Annotated in this window: 17 protein-coding genes; 11 read left to right on the top strand and 6 right to left on the bottom strand. The window is 49.5% G+C overall.

Annotated elements, in window-relative coordinates:
• Positions 1 to 3: 3 nt before the first annotated feature.
• From accB to R0134_RS11255, 6 genes are all read right to left on the bottom strand, one after another.
• The gene (gene accB / locus R0134_RS11280) at positions 4 to 468 is read right to left on the bottom strand and encodes an acetyl-CoA carboxylase biotin carboxyl carrier protein (protein ID WP_319782026.1); all 465 of its coding nucleotides are present in this window, start codon (positions 466 to 468) and stop codon (positions 4 to 6) included.
• A 36-nt stretch (positions 469 to 504) separates the two neighbouring features.
• Positions 505 to 954, bottom strand: a complete 450-nt coding sequence (gene aroQ, locus R0134_RS11275; RefSeq protein WP_319782025.1) for a type II 3-dehydroquinate dehydratase — start codon at positions 952 to 954, stop codon at positions 505 to 507.
• Between the two features lie 811 nt (positions 955 to 1765).
• Positions 1766 to 3715, bottom strand: coding sequence for an acetate--CoA ligase (acs, locus tag R0134_RS11270; protein ID WP_319782024.1), 1950 nt, complete (start codon positions 3713 to 3715; stop codon positions 1766 to 1768).
• Positions 3716 to 3945: 230 nt separating this feature from the next.
• Positions 3946 to 4473 (bottom strand): YqaA family protein, encoded by a 528-nt coding sequence (locus R0134_RS11265; protein WP_319782023.1) that lies wholly within the window; start codon positions 4471 to 4473, stop codon positions 3946 to 3948.
• Positions 4474 to 4645: 172 nt separating this feature from the next.
• Positions 4646 to 4993, bottom strand: coding sequence for a DUF2956 domain-containing protein (locus R0134_RS11260; protein WP_319782022.1), 348 nt, complete (start codon positions 4991 to 4993; stop codon positions 4646 to 4648).
• Positions 4993 to 5613 carry a molecular chaperone TorD family protein gene (locus tag R0134_RS11255; protein WP_319782021.1) on the bottom strand — a complete coding sequence of 207 codons (621 nt, stop codon included), beginning with the start codon at positions 5611 to 5613 and terminating at the stop codon, positions 4993 to 4995. The genes R0134_RS11260 and R0134_RS11255 overlap by 1 nt, the downstream gene beginning before the upstream one ends.
• Before the next feature lie 281 nt (positions 5614 to 5894).
• On the opposite strand from R0134_RS11255, the gene glyA reads away from it, so the two are divergent.
• From glyA to R0134_RS11200, 11 genes are all read left to right on the top strand, one after another.
• Entirely contained in the window at positions 5895 to 7148 is a 1254-nt protein-coding gene (gene glyA, locus R0134_RS11250) for a serine hydroxymethyltransferase (protein ID WP_319782020.1), read from the top strand.
• A gap of 426 nt (positions 7149 to 7574) precedes the next feature.
• Positions 7575 to 8024 (top strand): transcriptional regulator NrdR, encoded by a 450-nt coding sequence (nrdR, locus tag R0134_RS11245; protein ID WP_087037486.1) that lies wholly within the window; start codon positions 7575 to 7577, stop codon positions 8022 to 8024.
• 36 nt (positions 8025 to 8060) lie between these two features.
• A complete protein-coding gene (ribD, locus tag R0134_RS11240) occupies positions 8061 to 9287 on the top strand; it encodes a bifunctional diaminohydroxyphosphoribosylaminopyrimidine deaminase/5-amino-6-(5-phosphoribosylamino)uracil reductase RibD (RefSeq protein WP_413641461.1) in 1227 nt (408 codons plus the stop codon).
• Between the two features lie 229 nt (positions 9288 to 9516).
• Positions 9517 to 10626, top strand: coding sequence for a bifunctional 3,4-dihydroxy-2-butanone-4-phosphate synthase/GTP cyclohydrolase II (gene ribBA / locus R0134_RS11235; protein WP_319782018.1), 1110 nt, complete (start codon positions 9517 to 9519; stop codon positions 10624 to 10626).
• Between the two features lie 140 nt (positions 10627 to 10766).
• Entirely contained in the window at positions 10767 to 12800 is a 2034-nt protein-coding gene (gene siaA / locus R0134_RS11230; protein ID WP_319782017.1) for a biofilm regulation protein phosphatase SiaA, read from the top strand.
• Positions 12801 to 12810: 10 nt separating this feature from the next.
• On the top strand, positions 12811 to 13353 hold the full coding sequence (gene siaB / locus R0134_RS11225) for a biofilm regulation protein kinase SiaB (RefSeq protein WP_319782016.1): 543 nt from the start codon (positions 12811 to 12813) through the stop codon (positions 13351 to 13353).
• Positions 13350 to 13751, top strand: a complete 402-nt coding sequence (gene siaC / locus R0134_RS11220) for a biofilm regulation phosphoprotein SiaC (protein ID WP_319782015.1) — start codon at positions 13350 to 13352, stop codon at positions 13749 to 13751. The genes siaB and siaC overlap by 4 nt, the downstream gene beginning before the upstream one ends.
• Positions 13744 to 14523: a biofilm regulation diguanylate cyclase SiaD gene (gene siaD / locus R0134_RS11215; RefSeq protein WP_319782014.1), complete on the top strand. Its 780-nt coding sequence runs from the start codon at positions 13744 to 13746 to the stop codon at positions 14521 to 14523. Before siaC ends, siaD begins: the two co-directional genes overlap by 8 nt.
• A gap of 31 nt (positions 14524 to 14554) precedes the next feature.
• Positions 14555 to 15229, top strand: coding sequence for an alpha/beta hydrolase (locus tag R0134_RS11210; protein ID WP_319782013.1), 675 nt, complete (start codon positions 14555 to 14557; stop codon positions 15227 to 15229).
• 345 nt (positions 15230 to 15574) lie between these two features.
• Positions 15575 to 15919, top strand: coding sequence for a HopJ type III effector protein (locus R0134_RS11205; protein WP_319782012.1), 345 nt, complete (start codon positions 15575 to 15577; stop codon positions 15917 to 15919).
• A 55-nt stretch (positions 15920 to 15974) separates the two neighbouring features.
• Positions 15975 to 17021 (top strand): DUF808 domain-containing protein, encoded by a 1047-nt coding sequence (locus tag R0134_RS11200; protein WP_319782010.1) that lies wholly within the window; start codon positions 15975 to 15977, stop codon positions 17019 to 17021.
• Positions 17022 to 17067 lie beyond the last annotated feature (46 nt).

Raw genomic sequence — 17067 nt, 5'->3', positions numbered from 1 at the left:
CCTTTATTCGATGATGAACAGCGGCTCGTCAAATTCAACCGGCTCGCCATTGTCAATCAAGATGGCTTTAATCACACCGGCTTTGTCAGCTTCAATTTGGTTCATCATCTTCATGGCTTCAACGATGCACAAGGTGTCGCCCACGTTCACGGTTTGGCCCACTTCGGAGAAGTTTTTTGCACCTGGGCTAGACGCGCGGTAGAAGGTGCCTACCATAGGAGAGCGCATTACATGGCCGCTAACAACCGGGGCAGCTGGCTCTTCAGCGGTAGCAGGAGATAAGGCCGCAGCCATAGGAGCAGGAGCCGCAGGAACCGCTTGGTACTGTTGATATTGTGGCTGTATATTCTGGCCGGGATTGCCGTAACGGCTGATGCGAACCGACTCTTCACCTTCGGAGATTTCCAATTCGGCAATGCCAGACTCTTCAACCAGTTCGATCAGTTTCTTTATTTTACGAATATCCATGAGCGTTCTCTTGTTATGTTATTACTGATTTGGAAGTTAACGAGCGCGTAAAAAACGGGTCGCGGCTTCCAGGGCAAATTCGTAACCATCACTACCCAAACCGCAGATCACGCCTACGGCCTTATCGGCCAAATAGGAATGATGGCGAAACGGCTCACGAGCATGCACGTTCGATAAATGCACTTCAATGAAAGGAATATTCACCCCTAACAAGGCATCCCGAATCGCAACGCTGGTGTGCGTAAAAGCCGCAGGATTAATAATAATAAAATCTTGCTGGCCGTAAGCTTGGTGTATGGCATCAATAAGTTGATGTTCCGCATTGGATTGCAGATGACTGAGCGCGATATTTTGCGCCGCGGCTCGCTGACTTAAGCTTTCCACTATGTCATCTAAACTGTTCTGGCCATAGATACCGGGTTCGCGCTGACCCAAAAGGTTTAGATTGGGTCCATTAAGCAACAGAATTCGGAAATGTTCGGCCATTGTGTAGCAATCCTCGTCAATCTTGCGGTGTTCACATCGTTAGCTAAGGAGCCTATCCGTTTTTACCTATTACTGGCAAATAAAATCGTTCGGTTTGACTCAGACCGGGCAATTATAGTGATTTCGTGGAAATTGGCAGCAAATTACTGGTCTAATCACTAAAAGAACTTAAATTTACCCGCCCACGGCGCTTTTTAGTGCCAAGAATGGCAGTTTGTCGAACAGTAGAACTCATATCGGCGAAAATTCTGTGAACTATTCGGCATATTATATTTTTTGCGGCGGGTTAAGCGCAGCTGTACGCGTTACGCCGTACGTTTTTAAACTAACTTGTAGAAGCCGCTTCAGCTGGCTGGTTTTACGCAGTAAAACTTAAACATACCTGATTACGTATGAACTTCAGCCATGATGTGCGGTGTTTCGGTTTGCGATGTTTTATCTCCACGCCAGGCCACAAAGACACACCGTAGAGGCCGCTTTCGCTGGCCGGTGGCGCGTAGCGCCACCAAGATCATCAAACCGCACGGTGTTGACAAAGAACACCGACAAAACACGTCACGGTTAAAATCGGATCTGTTTTTAGATTCTTGTTTTACTACGTAAAACCGGCCAGCTGAAGCGGCCTCTACGCTCGAGTATCTTGTTTCATCGGTGTTGCCGGTTCGATATGATGGCTTGCCAAACGGATCCTAAATCATGTGAGAATTGGCGTGGCTGTGGGTTTTTAACGTATGGCGGTCAGCGTATAGCGTACAAAAAAACGCCGCTCTCGGCGGCGTTTTATCAGCTGTGAGCGCTTAGCTCATTTAGCTTAAGAAGCCTGGCCACGCTCGGCAATCAGACGATCTACTACGGACGGATCCGCCAGGGTTGAGGTATCGCCCAGTGTATCGGTTTCACCGGTGGCAATCTTGCGCAAAATTCGACGCATAATCTTACCGGAGCGGGTTTTCGGTAAACCTTCCGCCCAGTGAATAACATCTGGCGTGGCGATGGGGCCAATTTCTTTACGCACCCAGTCTTTTACTTCTTTATGCAGCTCGGCGCTCGGCACTTCACCTTCGTTCAAGGTGATATAGGCATAAATACCTTGGCCTTTGATCTCGTGGGGCACGCCCACAATGGCCGCTTCGGCAATTTTAGGGTGCGCCACTAATGCGGACTCAATCTCGGCGGTGCCCATGCGGTGGCCGGAAACGTTTAATACGTCGTCCACCCGACCGGTGATCCAGTAGTAGCCGTCTTCGTCGCGCTTAGCGCCATCGCCAGAGAAATAAGTGCCGGGGAAAGTCGAGAAGTAAGTTTGCTCGAAGCGGTCGTGATCCCCATAAATGGTGCGCATTTGGCCGGGCCAAGAGTCAAGGATCACAAGATTACCGTCTACGGCGCCCTCTAAAATATTGCCTTCGCCGTCTACTAATGCGGGTTGCACGCCAAAGAAAGGGCGGGTGGCGGAGCCGGCTTTCAGTAACGTGGCACCCGGTAGCGGCGCAATCAAGATGCCTCCGGTTTCGGTTTGCCACCAAGTATCTACAATCGGGCAGCGCTCTTCACCAATCACGCGGTAATACCATTCCCACGCTTCTGGGTTAATGGGCTCACCCACTGAGCCTAAAATGCGCAAGCTCTTACGGCTAGTGCCTTCTACGGCTTCATTGCCTTTGGCCATAAAAGCGCGAATGGCAGTAGGGGCGGTATACAAAATATTGACCTGATGTTTATCAACTATTTCGCTCATACGGCTGGTTTTCGGGTAGTTAGGCACCCCTTCAAACATCAAGGTAGTAGCGCCATTGGCCAGCGGGCCATACAAAATATAAGAATGTCCAGTTACCCAGCCTACGTCTGCGGTACACCAGTGCACATCGCCCTCGTGATAATCGAAGATGTACTTAAAGGTCATGGCCGCGTACACCAAGTAGCCGCCTGTGGTGTGCAACACGCCTTTTGGCGTGCCGGTGGAGCCTGAGGTATACAGAATAAACAGCGGATCTTCGGCGCTCATTTCTTCGGGCTCGCACACGGCATCCACTTGAGCTGCGGCTTCATGCCACCAAATGTTGCGCTCAGGATCCCAGGCTACATCACCACCGGTGCGCTGATAGACAATCACTTTACAGTCGGGGCTTACGCCGGGTTTGGCCAGTGCCGCATCCACGTTAGCTTTAAGCGGCACCGCACGGCCACCACGCAAGCCTTCATCGGCGGTGATCACCAGTTTGGCGTTGGAGTCGATAATCCTACTGGCCACTGCATCTGGTGAAAAACCACCAAATACCACAGAATGCACGGCACCAATGCGCGCACAGGCCAGCATGGCCACGGCGGCTTCAACCACCATTGGCATATATAAGCTGACCACGTCGCCTTTTTTAATGCCTTGGGCTTTTAATACGTTAGCAAAGCGGCACACTTGCTCGTGCAACTCGCGATAGGTGACTTTTTTATCTTCATTTGGGCTGTCGCCTTCCCAGATAATGGCCACTTCATCGGCCTTGGTGGCTAAATGGCGGTCAATACAGTTGGCGGATAAGTTAAGAGTGCCGTCTTCAAACCACTTAATGCTGATGTGGCCAGGATCATAAGAAGTATTTTTCACCTTGGTGTAGGGCTTGATCCAGTCGAGATTTTTGCCTTGTTCGCCCCAAAATTTATCAGGATTTTTAATGGACTCTTGATACATGCGCTGGTAGCCCGCGTCGTCTACGTGGGCGTGCTCGGCAATGTTTGCCATAACCGGATGAATCTTAACTTCGCTCATTATTCCGCTCCTTGGTGTGGTAACCCATAACCCCTAGGGTGTAACTGATGTTAATAGATATGATTAACTAATGTGTAACAAGGTGACGCAGATACCGGCATCACTCAATTAGACTTTTGGCTAGCCAGCGGCTAGTGGCTCTACCTTTTTAGCATATTCTGCTCGGTTTGTTAGTGCTTTATAAGCGTTCCAGCATCAGCGGTGTGCCATTGCTAGCTTGGGCTGGGTATTTACGACAATAAAAACCATTCGGCAAAATAGATAACTATCCCATAGCGCACGGCCTTACCGATAAACACCAATAGCGTAAACGGCAATAAGCGCACCTTCATCATGCCGGCAATCAAGGTTAACGGGTCGCCCACCACGGGCAGCCAAGACAGCAATAAACTCCAGATGCCAAAGCGCTGAAAGCCCGCTTGGGCTTTGTGTAGTTGTTTTTCTTTGATGGGAAACCAGCGTTTATGTTGGTAATGCAGTAAATATTTTCCTAACCACCAATTAATGACGCCACCCAGCGTATTGCCAACACTGGCCAGTAGCCATAACAGCAGCAATGCATCGGGCTGGCGCGTGAGTACTGCGGCTAATACGACTTCGGAATAAAACGGCGCTATGGTGGCGGCCAGCAAACTGCTACTAAAAACAATCAGATAATCGAGCATCATACGCCTTACGCTGTACGTTAAACGCCGTACGGCGCTGTCTTTTGTAGAAGCCAGCTTTAGCTGGCAGGTGGCGCGCAGCGACACTTTCATAGCTGGCCGTGCTTGTTAGCTCGGTACTGCCCTTAGGCCGTCTTCCTGATGCACATCAGGATCTCGCTTTAACTCTTAAAGCATAAAAACGAGATCCTGAAATGAGTTCAGGATGACGGCCAAGAGCCAAGGCCACAAGCTGTGGGGTGTTGTTTTAGCTTTGCGCTCGGTGCTACATCTGCCAATAAAACACCGCAAAGCCTATCCAGCTCAATACCAACAACGCCCAGGGCAACCAAGTGCCGCGCGCGTTTGTTGCTAGCGGCTCGTCGTCAAAGTCGTGCTCTGTATCGAGCTCACTAGACTCGGCGCGTTGGCGCTGTTTTTTTGCTTTGTCGGCGGCACGCGCTCGGGCCTTTTGCTGCTTCTTATATTCGTCTATGCCTTTTTGCACGCCTTGTGCAATTAAGCGGGTTTGTTCTTTGGTTTGGCCGGGCTTTTGTGTGGCCTTGGCCACGCGCTCGGCTTCATCGACAGTTTCGGGGGATGGGCGGATTTTAGTGCGTTGGGGCTGCTTCATTAAGGTGCCACATTATTCAAATAATGAATATCCATACTAAACACCGCTAATAACAACTGAGTAGCACTGCGGTAAAAACCAAAGGGATCGTTTTTGGCACAGGCCTCGGTTAGCTCAGGTAACCAAGTGAGCATCAGCTCATTGGCCAACTCGCGCTGTTGGTCGAGCAGGCCTATAAGCTGTTCGTCGCTTTGGGCTTGTGTGGCAGCCAGCGCTAGGCTTGCCATCATTTCTAGCTGATTACAGACATTGAGCGGGTCATCATCCTTGAGTTGCGTACCATGCTGATGCAATAAGATACTCATTAAAAACAGCGACTCTTGATCGGGCTGACTATAAGAAAAGGTATCGAGTAAGGCTTGCTCAACAAATAGCCGTTGATAATGGGCGTTAAGATCGCCTTTAGGTTCTGCCAGCTCTAATATCAACTCGGCTTGGTGGCGAAAAGCTTCAACCGCGTCACGCAAAGGGTCCAGCGTGGCCAGGCTATTTAAGAACGCGTGCATGTCGTAGCCGCCAAATTCTTGCAGCTCTTCCGTGGTCAAGGGCGCCGACAAAAGTGCAGTAAACCAATGATAAAGTTCGGCGCGGCGTTGTGAAGTCACGATGAAATCTTGCATATTCTCCCCAAGGATGGCGGCGATGAGGCGCACACATCTGTTAACTCGGCTAAAAGCCTTCATTCTATCGGCTTTATCGCGCAGATCTACCCTGAAAACGCAGTAATAACGGGCAAAGAAGCGCTGACTTACTGGTCAGCTTTAATAGGCTTTTCAACGTAAAGATAAATAAGTCTGACTAACCCAACGCCTAGGACTAGGCCATGCCTCAGCTAAAGGGTAGACTGACGGGAAAATTTAACAGAACCTTTTTATAACCCCCCCATGAGTCAGGAGAGACAATGTTAAAGCGTGACATGAATATCGCCGATTACGATCCCCAGTTGTGGCAAGCCATTTGCGATGAAACTCAGCGTCAAGAAGAGCACATCGAGTTAATTGCATCAGAAAACTACACCAGCCCGCGGGTAATGGAAGCGCAGGGTTCACAGCTCACCAATAAATATGCTGAAGGCTACCCAGGTAAGCGCTTTTACGGCGGCTGTGAATATGTAGATATTGCCGAGCAGTTGGCCATTGATCGTGCCAAAGAATTGTTTGGTGCCACCTATGCTAACGTGCAGCCACACTCTGGCTCACAAGCAAACTCAGCGGTATTTATGGCGCTGGTGAAGCCAGGCGACACCGTAATGGGCATGAACTTGGCGCACGGTGGTCACTTGACTCACGGCTCGCCTGCCAACTTCTCTGGAAAAATGTATAACATTATTCCTTACGGCATTAACGAAGCCGGTGTGATCGACTACGAAGAAATGGAACGCTTAGCCATTGAGCACAAGCCGAAGATGATCATCGGTGGTTTCTCTGCGTTTTCTGGCATCGTTGATTGGGCGCGCATGCGTGAAATCGCCGATAAAATTGGTGCTTGGTTTATGGTCGACATGGCCCACGTTGCCGGCTTGATTGCTACCGGTCACTACCCAAGCCCGATTGCCCACGCCCACGTTGTAACTACTACGACGCATAAAACGCTGGCTGGCCCGCGCGGTGGTTTGATTTTATCTGCCGAAAACGACGAAGATCTGGAAAAGAAGCTGGACTCAGCGGTATTCCCAGGTGGTCAAGGCGGCCCTTTGATGCACGTGATCGCCGGTAAAGCCGTGGCCTTTAAAGAAGCCATGGAGCCAGAGTTCAAAGTATACCAAGGCCAAGTATTGAAAAACTCTCAAGCCATGGCTGATGAGTTCATCAAGCGCGGTTATAAAGTGGTATCAGGCGGCACGCATAACCACTTGTTCTTGTTGGATTTGATCGACAAAGGCATTACCGGTAAAGAGGCAGACGCCGCTCTGGGCAAAGCTTTCATCACAGTGAACAAGAACTCAGTACCTAACGACCCACGTTCACCGTTTGTGACTTCCGGTATTCGTATTGGTACGCCAGCCGTAACGCGTCGTGGCTTTAACGAAGCCGACGTACGCCAGTTAGCCGGCTGGGTTTGTGACGTGTTAAACAACATCAACGACGATACCGTTATCGCATCAGTGAAAGAGCAGGTTCAAGAAATCTGCCGTCGTCACCCTGTTTATGCCTAATCGCTAAGCGAGAGACATAAGCTATATGCTGACAAAAAACGGGACCCTAGGGTCCCGTTTTTATTGTGTGAATAGTTCGAGGCTAAAAGTAAAGAGGATGACACAAACCCAAAAATTAAACCTAAAACCATTTTTGCCACGGAATCCACGAAATCCACGGAAAAATAAAGATAAGAGCGAAAAATTATTTTTATGGTTAAGGTCTTAACCCCAATAAATCTTTCTCACTTGTCGCTTTTGACCTCTTCCGTGCGTTCCGTGTTCTTCCGTGGCAAAGAGATCTTTAGTCTCTAGGCGTTTGGTGTTTAGCCCTCACACTTTACGCTTCACCCCTCACGCGTTTTTAAGCCACTGGCAATCTTAAGTCTGCTTATTTACACTGGCCCCAATTGTAGTGGTCTAATGAATTTAGCCTAGGGAGGCGCTATGCATTGTCCCTTCTGTCATACCACAGACACTAAGGTGATTGACTCGCGTTTGGTGGGTGAAGGTTTACAGGTGCGCCGCCGGCGAGAATGCCATGCCTGCAAGGAGCGTTTTACCACCTTTGAAACCGCCGAGCTGGTGATGCCACGCATTATTAAAAATAACGGCATTCGCGAGCCTTTTAATGAAGCGAAATTAGAAGCTGGCATGCAGCGGGCGCTGGAAAAACGCCCAGTGAGTATAGAGGCCATCGAGCAATCGGTGCTGCGCATTATGTCGCAACTGCGCGCCACCGGTGAGCGAGAAGTAAAATCAGAATTGATCGGTAATCTGGTCATGGAAGAGCTGAAGCTGCTGGATAAAGTGGCCTATATTCGCTTTGCCTCTGTGTATCGCTGCTTTGAAGATTTACGCGAGTTTGGTGAAGAAATCGCCCGCCTGGAGCAATAAGTGTTTAACTCTCAGTTCAATTCTCAGTTCGGCTCTCTGTTCGATGTTCAAGATGCCCACTGGATGGCCCGCGCCTTAGAATTAGCGCGCCGCGGCCGTTTTACCGCCAGCCCCAATCCTGCGGTGGGCTGCGTGATTGTAAAAAAAGATCAACTGGTCGGCCAAGACCTACTGATTGGCGAAGGTTTTCATCGCCAAGCCGGTGGCCCTCATGCCGAAGTGTTTGCCTTACGCCAAGCAGGGGCGTTGGCAAAAGGCGCGACTGCCTATGTGACGCTGGAGCCTTGTGCACATACGGGCCGCACGCCGCCGTGCGCGCAAGCACTGATTGATGCGGGCGTGGCCCGAGTAGTGGTGGCAAGCCTTGATGCTAATCCGCAAGTATCAGGTAAAGGCATTGCCATGTTGCAGGCCGCAGGCATTGATGCAGAATCGGGCTTAATGGCGGTTGAGGCCGAGGCCATTAATGCGGGCTTTATGCAGCGTATGCGCAGCGGTGTGCCCTTGGTGACCGTCAAGTTAGCGGCGAGCCTTGATGGCCGTACCGCCTTGGCTAATGGCCAAAGTAAGTGGATTACGGGGGCGGCGGCGCGGCGCGATGTGCAGCGCCACCGGGCCTTGAGTTGCGCCATTTTATCCGGTGCCGATACGGTATTGGTGGATAATGCCAGCCTCAATGTGCGCTGGTCTGAGTTGCCAGAATCCGTGCAGGCACAGTATGGCGAGTATGTGTTGCCTAACTCTCTGTCTAATTCTCTAGCAAATGAATCATCAACCGAGCGGCTAGCAAGTGAGCCACAGCTACGCCAACCGCTGCGGGTGATTATTGATACCCGTAATCGATTGTCGCCTGATCTTAAGCTGTTCAGTTTGCCCGGCCCTATTTTGTTATTGCGTGGCCACTTATCTTCGGGCAAAAAGCTGGGCGAATTTAACGAGCAAGTTGAAGAATGCGTGTTGCCGTTAACCGAGGCGGGCAAATTGGACTTGCAGGCCTTAATGGTTGAGCTGGGCAAACGCCAAATTAATCAGTTATGGGTAGAAGCGGGCGCGCAATTATGTGGTGCCTTATTACAGGCGCAGTTAGTGGATGAGCTGGTGTTGTATCAAGCCCCTAAGCTAATGGGCAACGGTGCGCGTGGCTTGTTTAACTTCGCCAACTTTACCGCTATGGATCAAGTGATTAACTTGCAATGGCAAGATGTGCGCCAAGTAGGCGAAGACATTAAGCTTACCGCGCGCATCGTTGGTGCTAATCATTAATAGCTAGTTGTTCACAGCGAGTCGTTAACAGTGAGTCGTTAATGGCGCCAATAGTAACGGGCTTTATGGTCCTAAAACGAGTCTAAAATCTGCAATTTTTCGCCACTATGCGCTTTGCTTAACAGTAACCCACGGGCGTTAGCATTATGATGCGCCCAAACAGTCTACAGCATGAGTGACCAGCAGATATTAGAGTGGCCGCTCAGTGATTTATATAAGGGAGCATCACATGGCGTTAAGCAGTACCCAAGAAATCATCGACGATATTCGACAGGGCAAAATGGTCATCTTAATGGATGACGAAGACCGCGAAAACGAAGGCGACTTGATCATGGCCTCGCACCATGTGCGCCCCGATGACATTAATTTTATGGCCAAATATGGCCGTGGGCTAATTTGCCTGACCTTAACCGAAGCCCGTTGTCGGCAGTTGAATATTCCACAAATGGTGAGCCGCAATACCGAGCAATTCTCGACCGCCTTTACGGTATCCATTGAGGCAGCAGTTGGCGTGACTACCGGTATTTCTGCCGCCGACCGCGCGCGCACCGTACAAGCGGCAGTGGCCCCGGATGCCAAACCGTCTGACTTAGTGCAGCCTGGGCATATTTTCCCGCTCAAAGCACAAAACGGCGGCGTGCTGACCCGCGCCGGCCATACAGAAGCGGGCTGTGATTTAGCGCGCTTGGCGGGTTTGGAGGCATCGTCGGTGATCGTCGAGATCCTCAATGAAGACGGCACCATGGCTCGTCGCCCTGATTTGGAAGTGTTTGCTAAAGAACACGGCATCAAGCTTGGCACCATTGCCGATTTAATCGAATACCGTAATCAAAATGAAACCACCATAGAGCAGGTGGCGCGCTGTAAACTTCCCACTGAGTTTGGCGAGTTTGAACTGGTGACCTTTAGAGACACTATCGATAACCAAGTGCACTTTGCGCTGAAAAAAGGCGACATTAAGCCAGATGAGCCGACCCTAGTACGAGTGCACATTCACGATGTGTTTACCGATATTCTGATGACAGACCGTCACTCGGCGCGAACTTGGCCATTAGCCAAGTCCATGCAGCGCATTGCCGATGAAGGCGGCGTGTTGGTAATTTTAGGCCAAGACCAAGCGCAGGATCAGCTGTTGTCTTTGGTGCGCCAATTTGAAGCGGTCGACAAAGGCGAGCAGGCAGAAGCGCCCAAGTGGCGCGGTACTTCACGCCGCGTGGGTGTGGGCTCGCAAATCTTGCAAGCCATGGGTGTAGGCAAGATGAAGTTATTAAGCTCGCCTAAGCGCTACCATGCATTAGCGGGCTTTGGTCTTGAAGTGGTGGAATACATTACCGACTAAAATATTGTGCCATTAAAGCCCACAATTATAGTGGGCTTTAGGTGGGCTTTTTTTACTGGATAGAATTGAATTTTGTCGTGCTAACGGCAACAATAAGCACTTTTTTAGCATGTAATCGCAACACTTGGGTAAGGACGCCAATGGCAATTTGGGGAAAGGGACTTCGAGCAAAATCGATGTGGGCATTAGTGATAGTCTGCTTAGCCGCATTGATACCTGCCGTCGCCATTGGTTGGCAAATTATGACAGATGTGCAAGCGCACTTTAGTCAAGCCTATGCCCGCAACTTTACTCAACTTAACCGACAAAGCATCTTAGTACCCTTGTCTCGGGACTTGGCATTGGCGCGACGTTTTTCTGATTCGGTATTAATGCGTCAATGGTTAAAAAATGAAGATGACCCACAGCATAAAGCAAAACTATTTCTAGAAAGCCAAGGCTTTATGGATGACTTTAGCAGCCATTCGTTTTTTGTGGTGAGCGCTCAGTCAGGTAATTATTATTATCGAGATTTAAGTTATCAAGACTTAAATTATCGAGAGCTAAATTACGATAATAAAACAGCGCCAGAATATACGCTCTCTGAGAATAATCCGGATGACGCTTGGTTTTACAATTTATTAGCCAGTGGTCAACAAATTAACATTAACGTTAACCGTGATACGCGACTAAAAACCACCCGAGTTTGGCTTAATATCCTGATTAAAGATCAGGGCAAGGTGTTGGGCTTAGCGGGAACCGGTATCGACTTAACCCATTTTATTGATGACTTTATTGCTACGGATGAGCTTGGGGTAACGCCCATGATCATCGACGAGCAAGGGGCTTTTCAGGCTCACCCCAATATAGATAACGTGGCGATTGGCTCTGCCACCGGCACCGATGCCAAGCTCCGTACAATTACCGCCCAGCTGGGTGAGGCAGAAATACCACGACTGCAGGCACTTATGGCCAGCGCCAAAAGCACCCCTGAACAAATCAGCCTGGATTGGTTAACCATAAACGGCCGCCGTCAGTTATTAGCTATCGGTTTTATGCCTGAGTTAAACTGGTATGTCATCACCGCCATCGATCCCAAGACCGCTCAAGTGGTGGAAGTAAGCTGGCTAACGACCTCGTTATTGGCGTTTATTGCGCTACTCACTATCTTATTATTGGCATTAGCCTATGCCATCGAGCGTTTGATACTGGCTCCATTACGACGGCTGCAAAGCTCTGCTACTGCAATTGCTGAAGGGCATTATCATCTGTCATTACCTGTCTCTTCTGAGGATGAAATTGGCGACCTTAGTACGGCTTTTGGCGTGATGGCGAATAAAGTGCAGGCCCATACTGAGGAGTTAGAGCATAAAGTACGTAGCCGCACCTTTGAGTTAGAAGAAGCCAATACAAAGATGCAGCAAGCGCGCTTACAAATTAATGCGTCCATTGATTATGCCAGTTTGATACAAAAAGCCATTTTGCCGGATCAGCAGCTAACGCAAATGCTGGGTGAGCAGCACTTTGTCTTGTGGCAGCCTAGGGATGTGGTAGGAGGGGACTTTTATCTGTTCCACCCCGCAGAGCAAGGGCGCTTTTTAGTGGGTGTGGTGGACTGTGCCGGGCATGGCGTAGCGGGGGCGTTAATGACCATGCTGGCACGCGCGGCCTTGGATCATGCCATTCATGAGTGTGGCATTACTTCTCCTGCGGCCATTTTGCAGTCTGCAGATAAAATACTGCGCGGTATGCTGCAAGATTGTGAGCTGCCTCGAGGGCTTGCCACCAACATGGATGTGGGCTTGGCTTGCGTGTTACCAGATCAAGGAAAGCTGGTATTTGCTGGCGCCAAAATGTCGCTCTATCACAGTGATGGTGAACAAATTAATGAAGTTAAAGGCAATCGTCGCACCTTGCTCGACCGACGGGCCGCAGAGTTTGTCGATACCCATTTATCCCTGCAGCCGCAGAATATCTATTACTTGGCCACCGACGGCTATTTGGATCAGGCGGGGGGAGAGAAAGGATTTGGGTTAGGGAGCAGTCATTTTTGTGAGTTATTAAGAACCCATGCCACTTTACCGTTAACAGAACAGGCACAGGCGCTTAAACACGCATTAGATGACTATAGAGGAAACTATCCACAGCGAGACGATATCACTCTGCTCGCGTTTAAAGTTGATTTGTCTGCATAGGGACTTCGCAATGTCATCAATAGATCTATTGTCTATTAGAGAGCAGTTTAATAAGAATCAGATATTACTGTGTTTCAATGGGCCTATTTCTCGAGGTTTGATCGAAGAAATAGGGAAAGCGTTAAAAAATTATCTACGTGAAGATAATGCCCTGCCCAGCGCCGCGATGGATGTATTTGGAGTCTATATTGAACTTACACAAAACATTCGTCACTATGCCACGCACAAGGGCTATAGCGAGTTTGAAGGCTCAGCAACGGTAGTGGTAGCCAGAACGGTGGACGGTCATTATCAAGTATTGGCCGGTAACCAAGTTGAGTTGGCTGACGGTCAAGCGGTATGCCGTGATGTTGAGCGGTTAGCAGAGATGGATAAAGCCGCATTAAAGCAAGCCTATAAAACGCAATTGCGCCAGCCCCGTGCCGAGAATAGCCACAGTGGCGCAGGCTTGGGGCTATTGGATGTGGCACGTAAATCATCACAGCCCATTACGACCAAACTAGTCGATATGGGTGATGGGCGCGGTTTCTTTAGTATTTTGGCGGTAATATGAATACGAACATAAAACAGGATTTAGCTTCACTCAACATTATAGGCAGTCAGTCTACTCCGACCATAGTGTGTGACGTGGATAGCGGCGTGATGAGCATGCAGGGCGACTCTTATCCAGAAAATTCATTTGAATTTTTTGCGGAGATTATCACCTGGGTTGAAGACTTCCTGAAACAATCCCCCTTACCGCTGCGCCTAGACCTACATCTGATCTATATGAATACCAGCAGCGTGAAAGCCATGATGGATATCTTTGATATGTTAGAGGCTGCATTTACGACAGATCGCCAAGTGAGTGTGCGTTGGTATTATGATCCGGCCAATGAGCGCGTGGTTGAACTGGCCGAAGAATTCAAAGAAGACTGTACCTTCCCTTTTGATATTGAGCCCCATGACTAGCCCATTAACGGATGCTGAACTGGACCGCTTACTGCTGGCGCCAGAACATCAAGATAATCCTTTACTGCCGGTGCTCAAGTTATTGAGAAAGCGAGAGCAGGCGCACCAGCAACGCTTAGAGCGTTTGCTACGCATTTCTGACTGCAGTGATGATATAGCGCGAATGCAAACCCATGAGCTACTCCACCAATATGATAAACAGCTCCGCCGTTTAGAAAAAATCACCCGTATTTCCGATCGTTATCAGCAGAATTTATTGGAGCTTAATGAAGAGCTCAAAGAGGTGGCCTTACACGACCCGTTAACGGGATTAGCGAATCGTCGTTTATTGATGTCGCGGTTGCATGAAGAAATAGAGCGCAGTCGGCGTAATCAGCAACCTTTGAGCGTGGTGATGCTAGATGTGGATCATTTTAAGCGCATTAACGATGTGTTTGGTCATGATGTGGGTGACAAAGCCTTATGCATGATGGCTAAGGCCATTGAGCAGCAACTGCGCGAGGTTGATCTTTGCGCGCGCTGGGGCGGGGAAGAATTTATGTTACTGTTGCCAGAGACGCGATCAGATCAGGCTATTCATACGGTAGAAAGAGTAATGCAGGCCATACGCTCCTTACAGTTGCTGGATGATAAAACGGTGATGTTGAGTATTAGTGCCGGTATCACGCAATATCATGCCAATGAAGCCATGGATGTAGTGATTAATCGTGCCGACAGCGCCTTGATCTCAGCGAAGCAGAATGGCCGAGACCAATGGCAATGGGCTAAATAAGCTAATAATTATCTGAAAGGACACCGAATAAATGACACTGAATGCCATTATCAAAGACACCGCGGCCGATCCCGATGCCTGCGTTATCTGGTTACATGGTCTGGGTGCCAACGGCCATGACTTTGAGCCAATAGTGCCGGAGCTGGGCTTGCCAGCGAACAGCGCGATTCGTTTTATCTTCCCTCATGCGCCGCAAATAGCGGTGACGGTAAACGGTGGTCATCGCATGCCAGCTTGGTATGACATTATAGCCATGAAGATAGAGCGTGAAGTGGATGAGCGTCAATTACGCGTGTCTGCCCGTGCTATTCAAGCATTGATTGAGCAGCAAATAGCCTTGGGCATCGACAGCCGCCGCATTATTTTAGCGGGCTTTTCTCAAGGGGGGGCCGTGGCCTATGAGGCCGCATTAAGCTTTGATAAACCGTTAGGCGGCTTAGTGGCGATGTCCACCTATTTGGCGACTGCCGACAGTTTAGAACGCCATGCAGCGAATGCGGCCTTACCGATTCAGGTATTACACGGCACCCGCGATGCGGTGGTGCCAGAATTACTGGGCACCCGTGCGTGTCAGCAGCTTAAATTGTGGGGGTATACGCCACAGTTCCATAGTTACAATATGGAGCACAGTGTGTGTGGTGCCGAAATCACCGACATCAGCCGCTTCTTCAGCCAGTGTTTGGGGCTTAAAAGTGGTGAAGCGTAAAGCGGCCTAGATAGCGTTAAACCTAAAACCATTTTGCCACGGAATCCACAGAATCCACGGAAAAATAGAGATCAGATCTGAAAAGATATTTAATTTGTAAAACTTTAAGGACGAAAGCTTGGTTGAATACTTTTCTCATACATATGAGTCCCTACAAAACCGTGACTGAAGGACTTGTACTTACCAAGTAAGATCTCTGTCTTTTTCGATCTTATATCAGCTTTATTTTTCTGTGGGTTCCGTGGATTCCGTGGCGAGATAATCTTTATCGCTCTTTGTTAAGCTGGGAGCTTGGCGCCGGGCGCTCGGCGCTGTTTTCCCCTCACCTTTAATCAAGGATCCCTCATGACTGAACAAGATTTGATCCAAGCGCTGCAAAACAAACCTGAGCAGCTGAGCTTTGCCGATACGTTGGCGGTGATTGACGGCGCTTATAACTTTACGCCCACGGCCTTTACTAATGGCGACTTGGTGAATGCAGCCGGAGAAAATAATGGTTCCTGCAAGATTTTTGCCTTTGGCCAATTACATCAGCTAAGCGCCGAGCAAGCTGTGGCGGGTTTCGGCGAACATTATCGCGGTGTATTAGCAGATCCGACTGGACAGGGGCACCAAAATATCCGTAACTTCATTAAACACGGCTGGTCTGGGATCCACTATCAAGGGCAGCCATTAGCACGTAAAGTTTAGGCCTTTAAGTTTAAGACTTAGGTTAAGGCCTAAACCCAGCATAAGGAACTCCCCTATGGCCGGCGCTAACTTATTGATGTTGCTCGATGATATTGCCAGTTTACTGGACGATGTTTCACTCATGACCAAGGTCGCAGCCAGAAAAGCCGCCGGTGTGCTGGGCGATGATTTAGCGCTGAATGCCGAGCAAGTGTCAGGGGTCAGGGCCGATCGGGAGCTGCCGGTAGTGTGGGCGGTGGCCAAAGGCTCCATGCTTAATAAAGTCATTTTAGTGCCCTCGGCCTTGGCCATTAGCGCCGTTATTCCTTGGATCATAGTGCCGCTGTTAATGCTGGGCGGCATCTATTTATGTTACGAAGGCGCCGAAAAGTTAGTGCATTCTTTTTTTCATAAAAAGACACAATCTGCCTCTTCCGCTGCCGCTGTTCAAAGTGAGCTCTCAGCCAACGCTGAGCGTTTGGTTGCATCCTCCTCTTTAGCCGTATCGGACTCTCCAGAAGTACTACTCTCTCCAGAAGTATCAGTCTCTCCAGAAGTACCACATCCAGACGCCAAGCTGGATCCTAATATGGATGTGCTGACTTATGAGCGGGGTAAGATAAAAGGCGCGATTCGTACCGACTTTGTGTTGTCAGCAGAAATTATTGTGATCACCTTAGGCATAGTGTCAGATGCGCCTTTTATGCAGCAGGTGTTGGTATTGGCCGGTATTGCACTGGGCATGACCATTAGTGTGTATGGCTTGGTGGCCGGTATCGTTAAGCTTGACGATTTGGGCTTGTATCTCACTAAAAAAGGCGGGGCGTGGGAAAAGCCAGGGCTCGCCATACTGGCTGCTTGCCCTTATTTAATGCGCGGCTTATCGATAGTGGGCACCATCGCCATGTTTTTGGTGGGAGGCGGTATTCTAGTACACGGCCTTTCTTGGTTGGAGCATTGGGTAGAAGCCGCCGCCAAGCTTACCCACGGGCTGCCGGCCATAGGGAGTGTGTTAGCGTGGCTAACCCCTTTAATGCTGCATATGGCCATCGGCTTAGCTGCGGGCTTACTGGTGGTCGGGTTATTTAAAGCGAAAGAATTGTTTATGCCTAGCGCGCAATAAAACTCGTGACTTAAAGGCTATCTCGTCAAGGTACGTTAAGCCAACC

The sequence above is a fragment of the Oceanisphaera sp. IT1-181 genome (assembly GCF_033807535.1).
Lineage (GTDB): Bacteria > Pseudomonadota > Gammaproteobacteria > Enterobacterales > Aeromonadaceae > Oceanimonas.
Note: the sequence above shows the minus strand (reverse complement) of the source record. Positions and strands in the feature narration are given on the sequence as shown.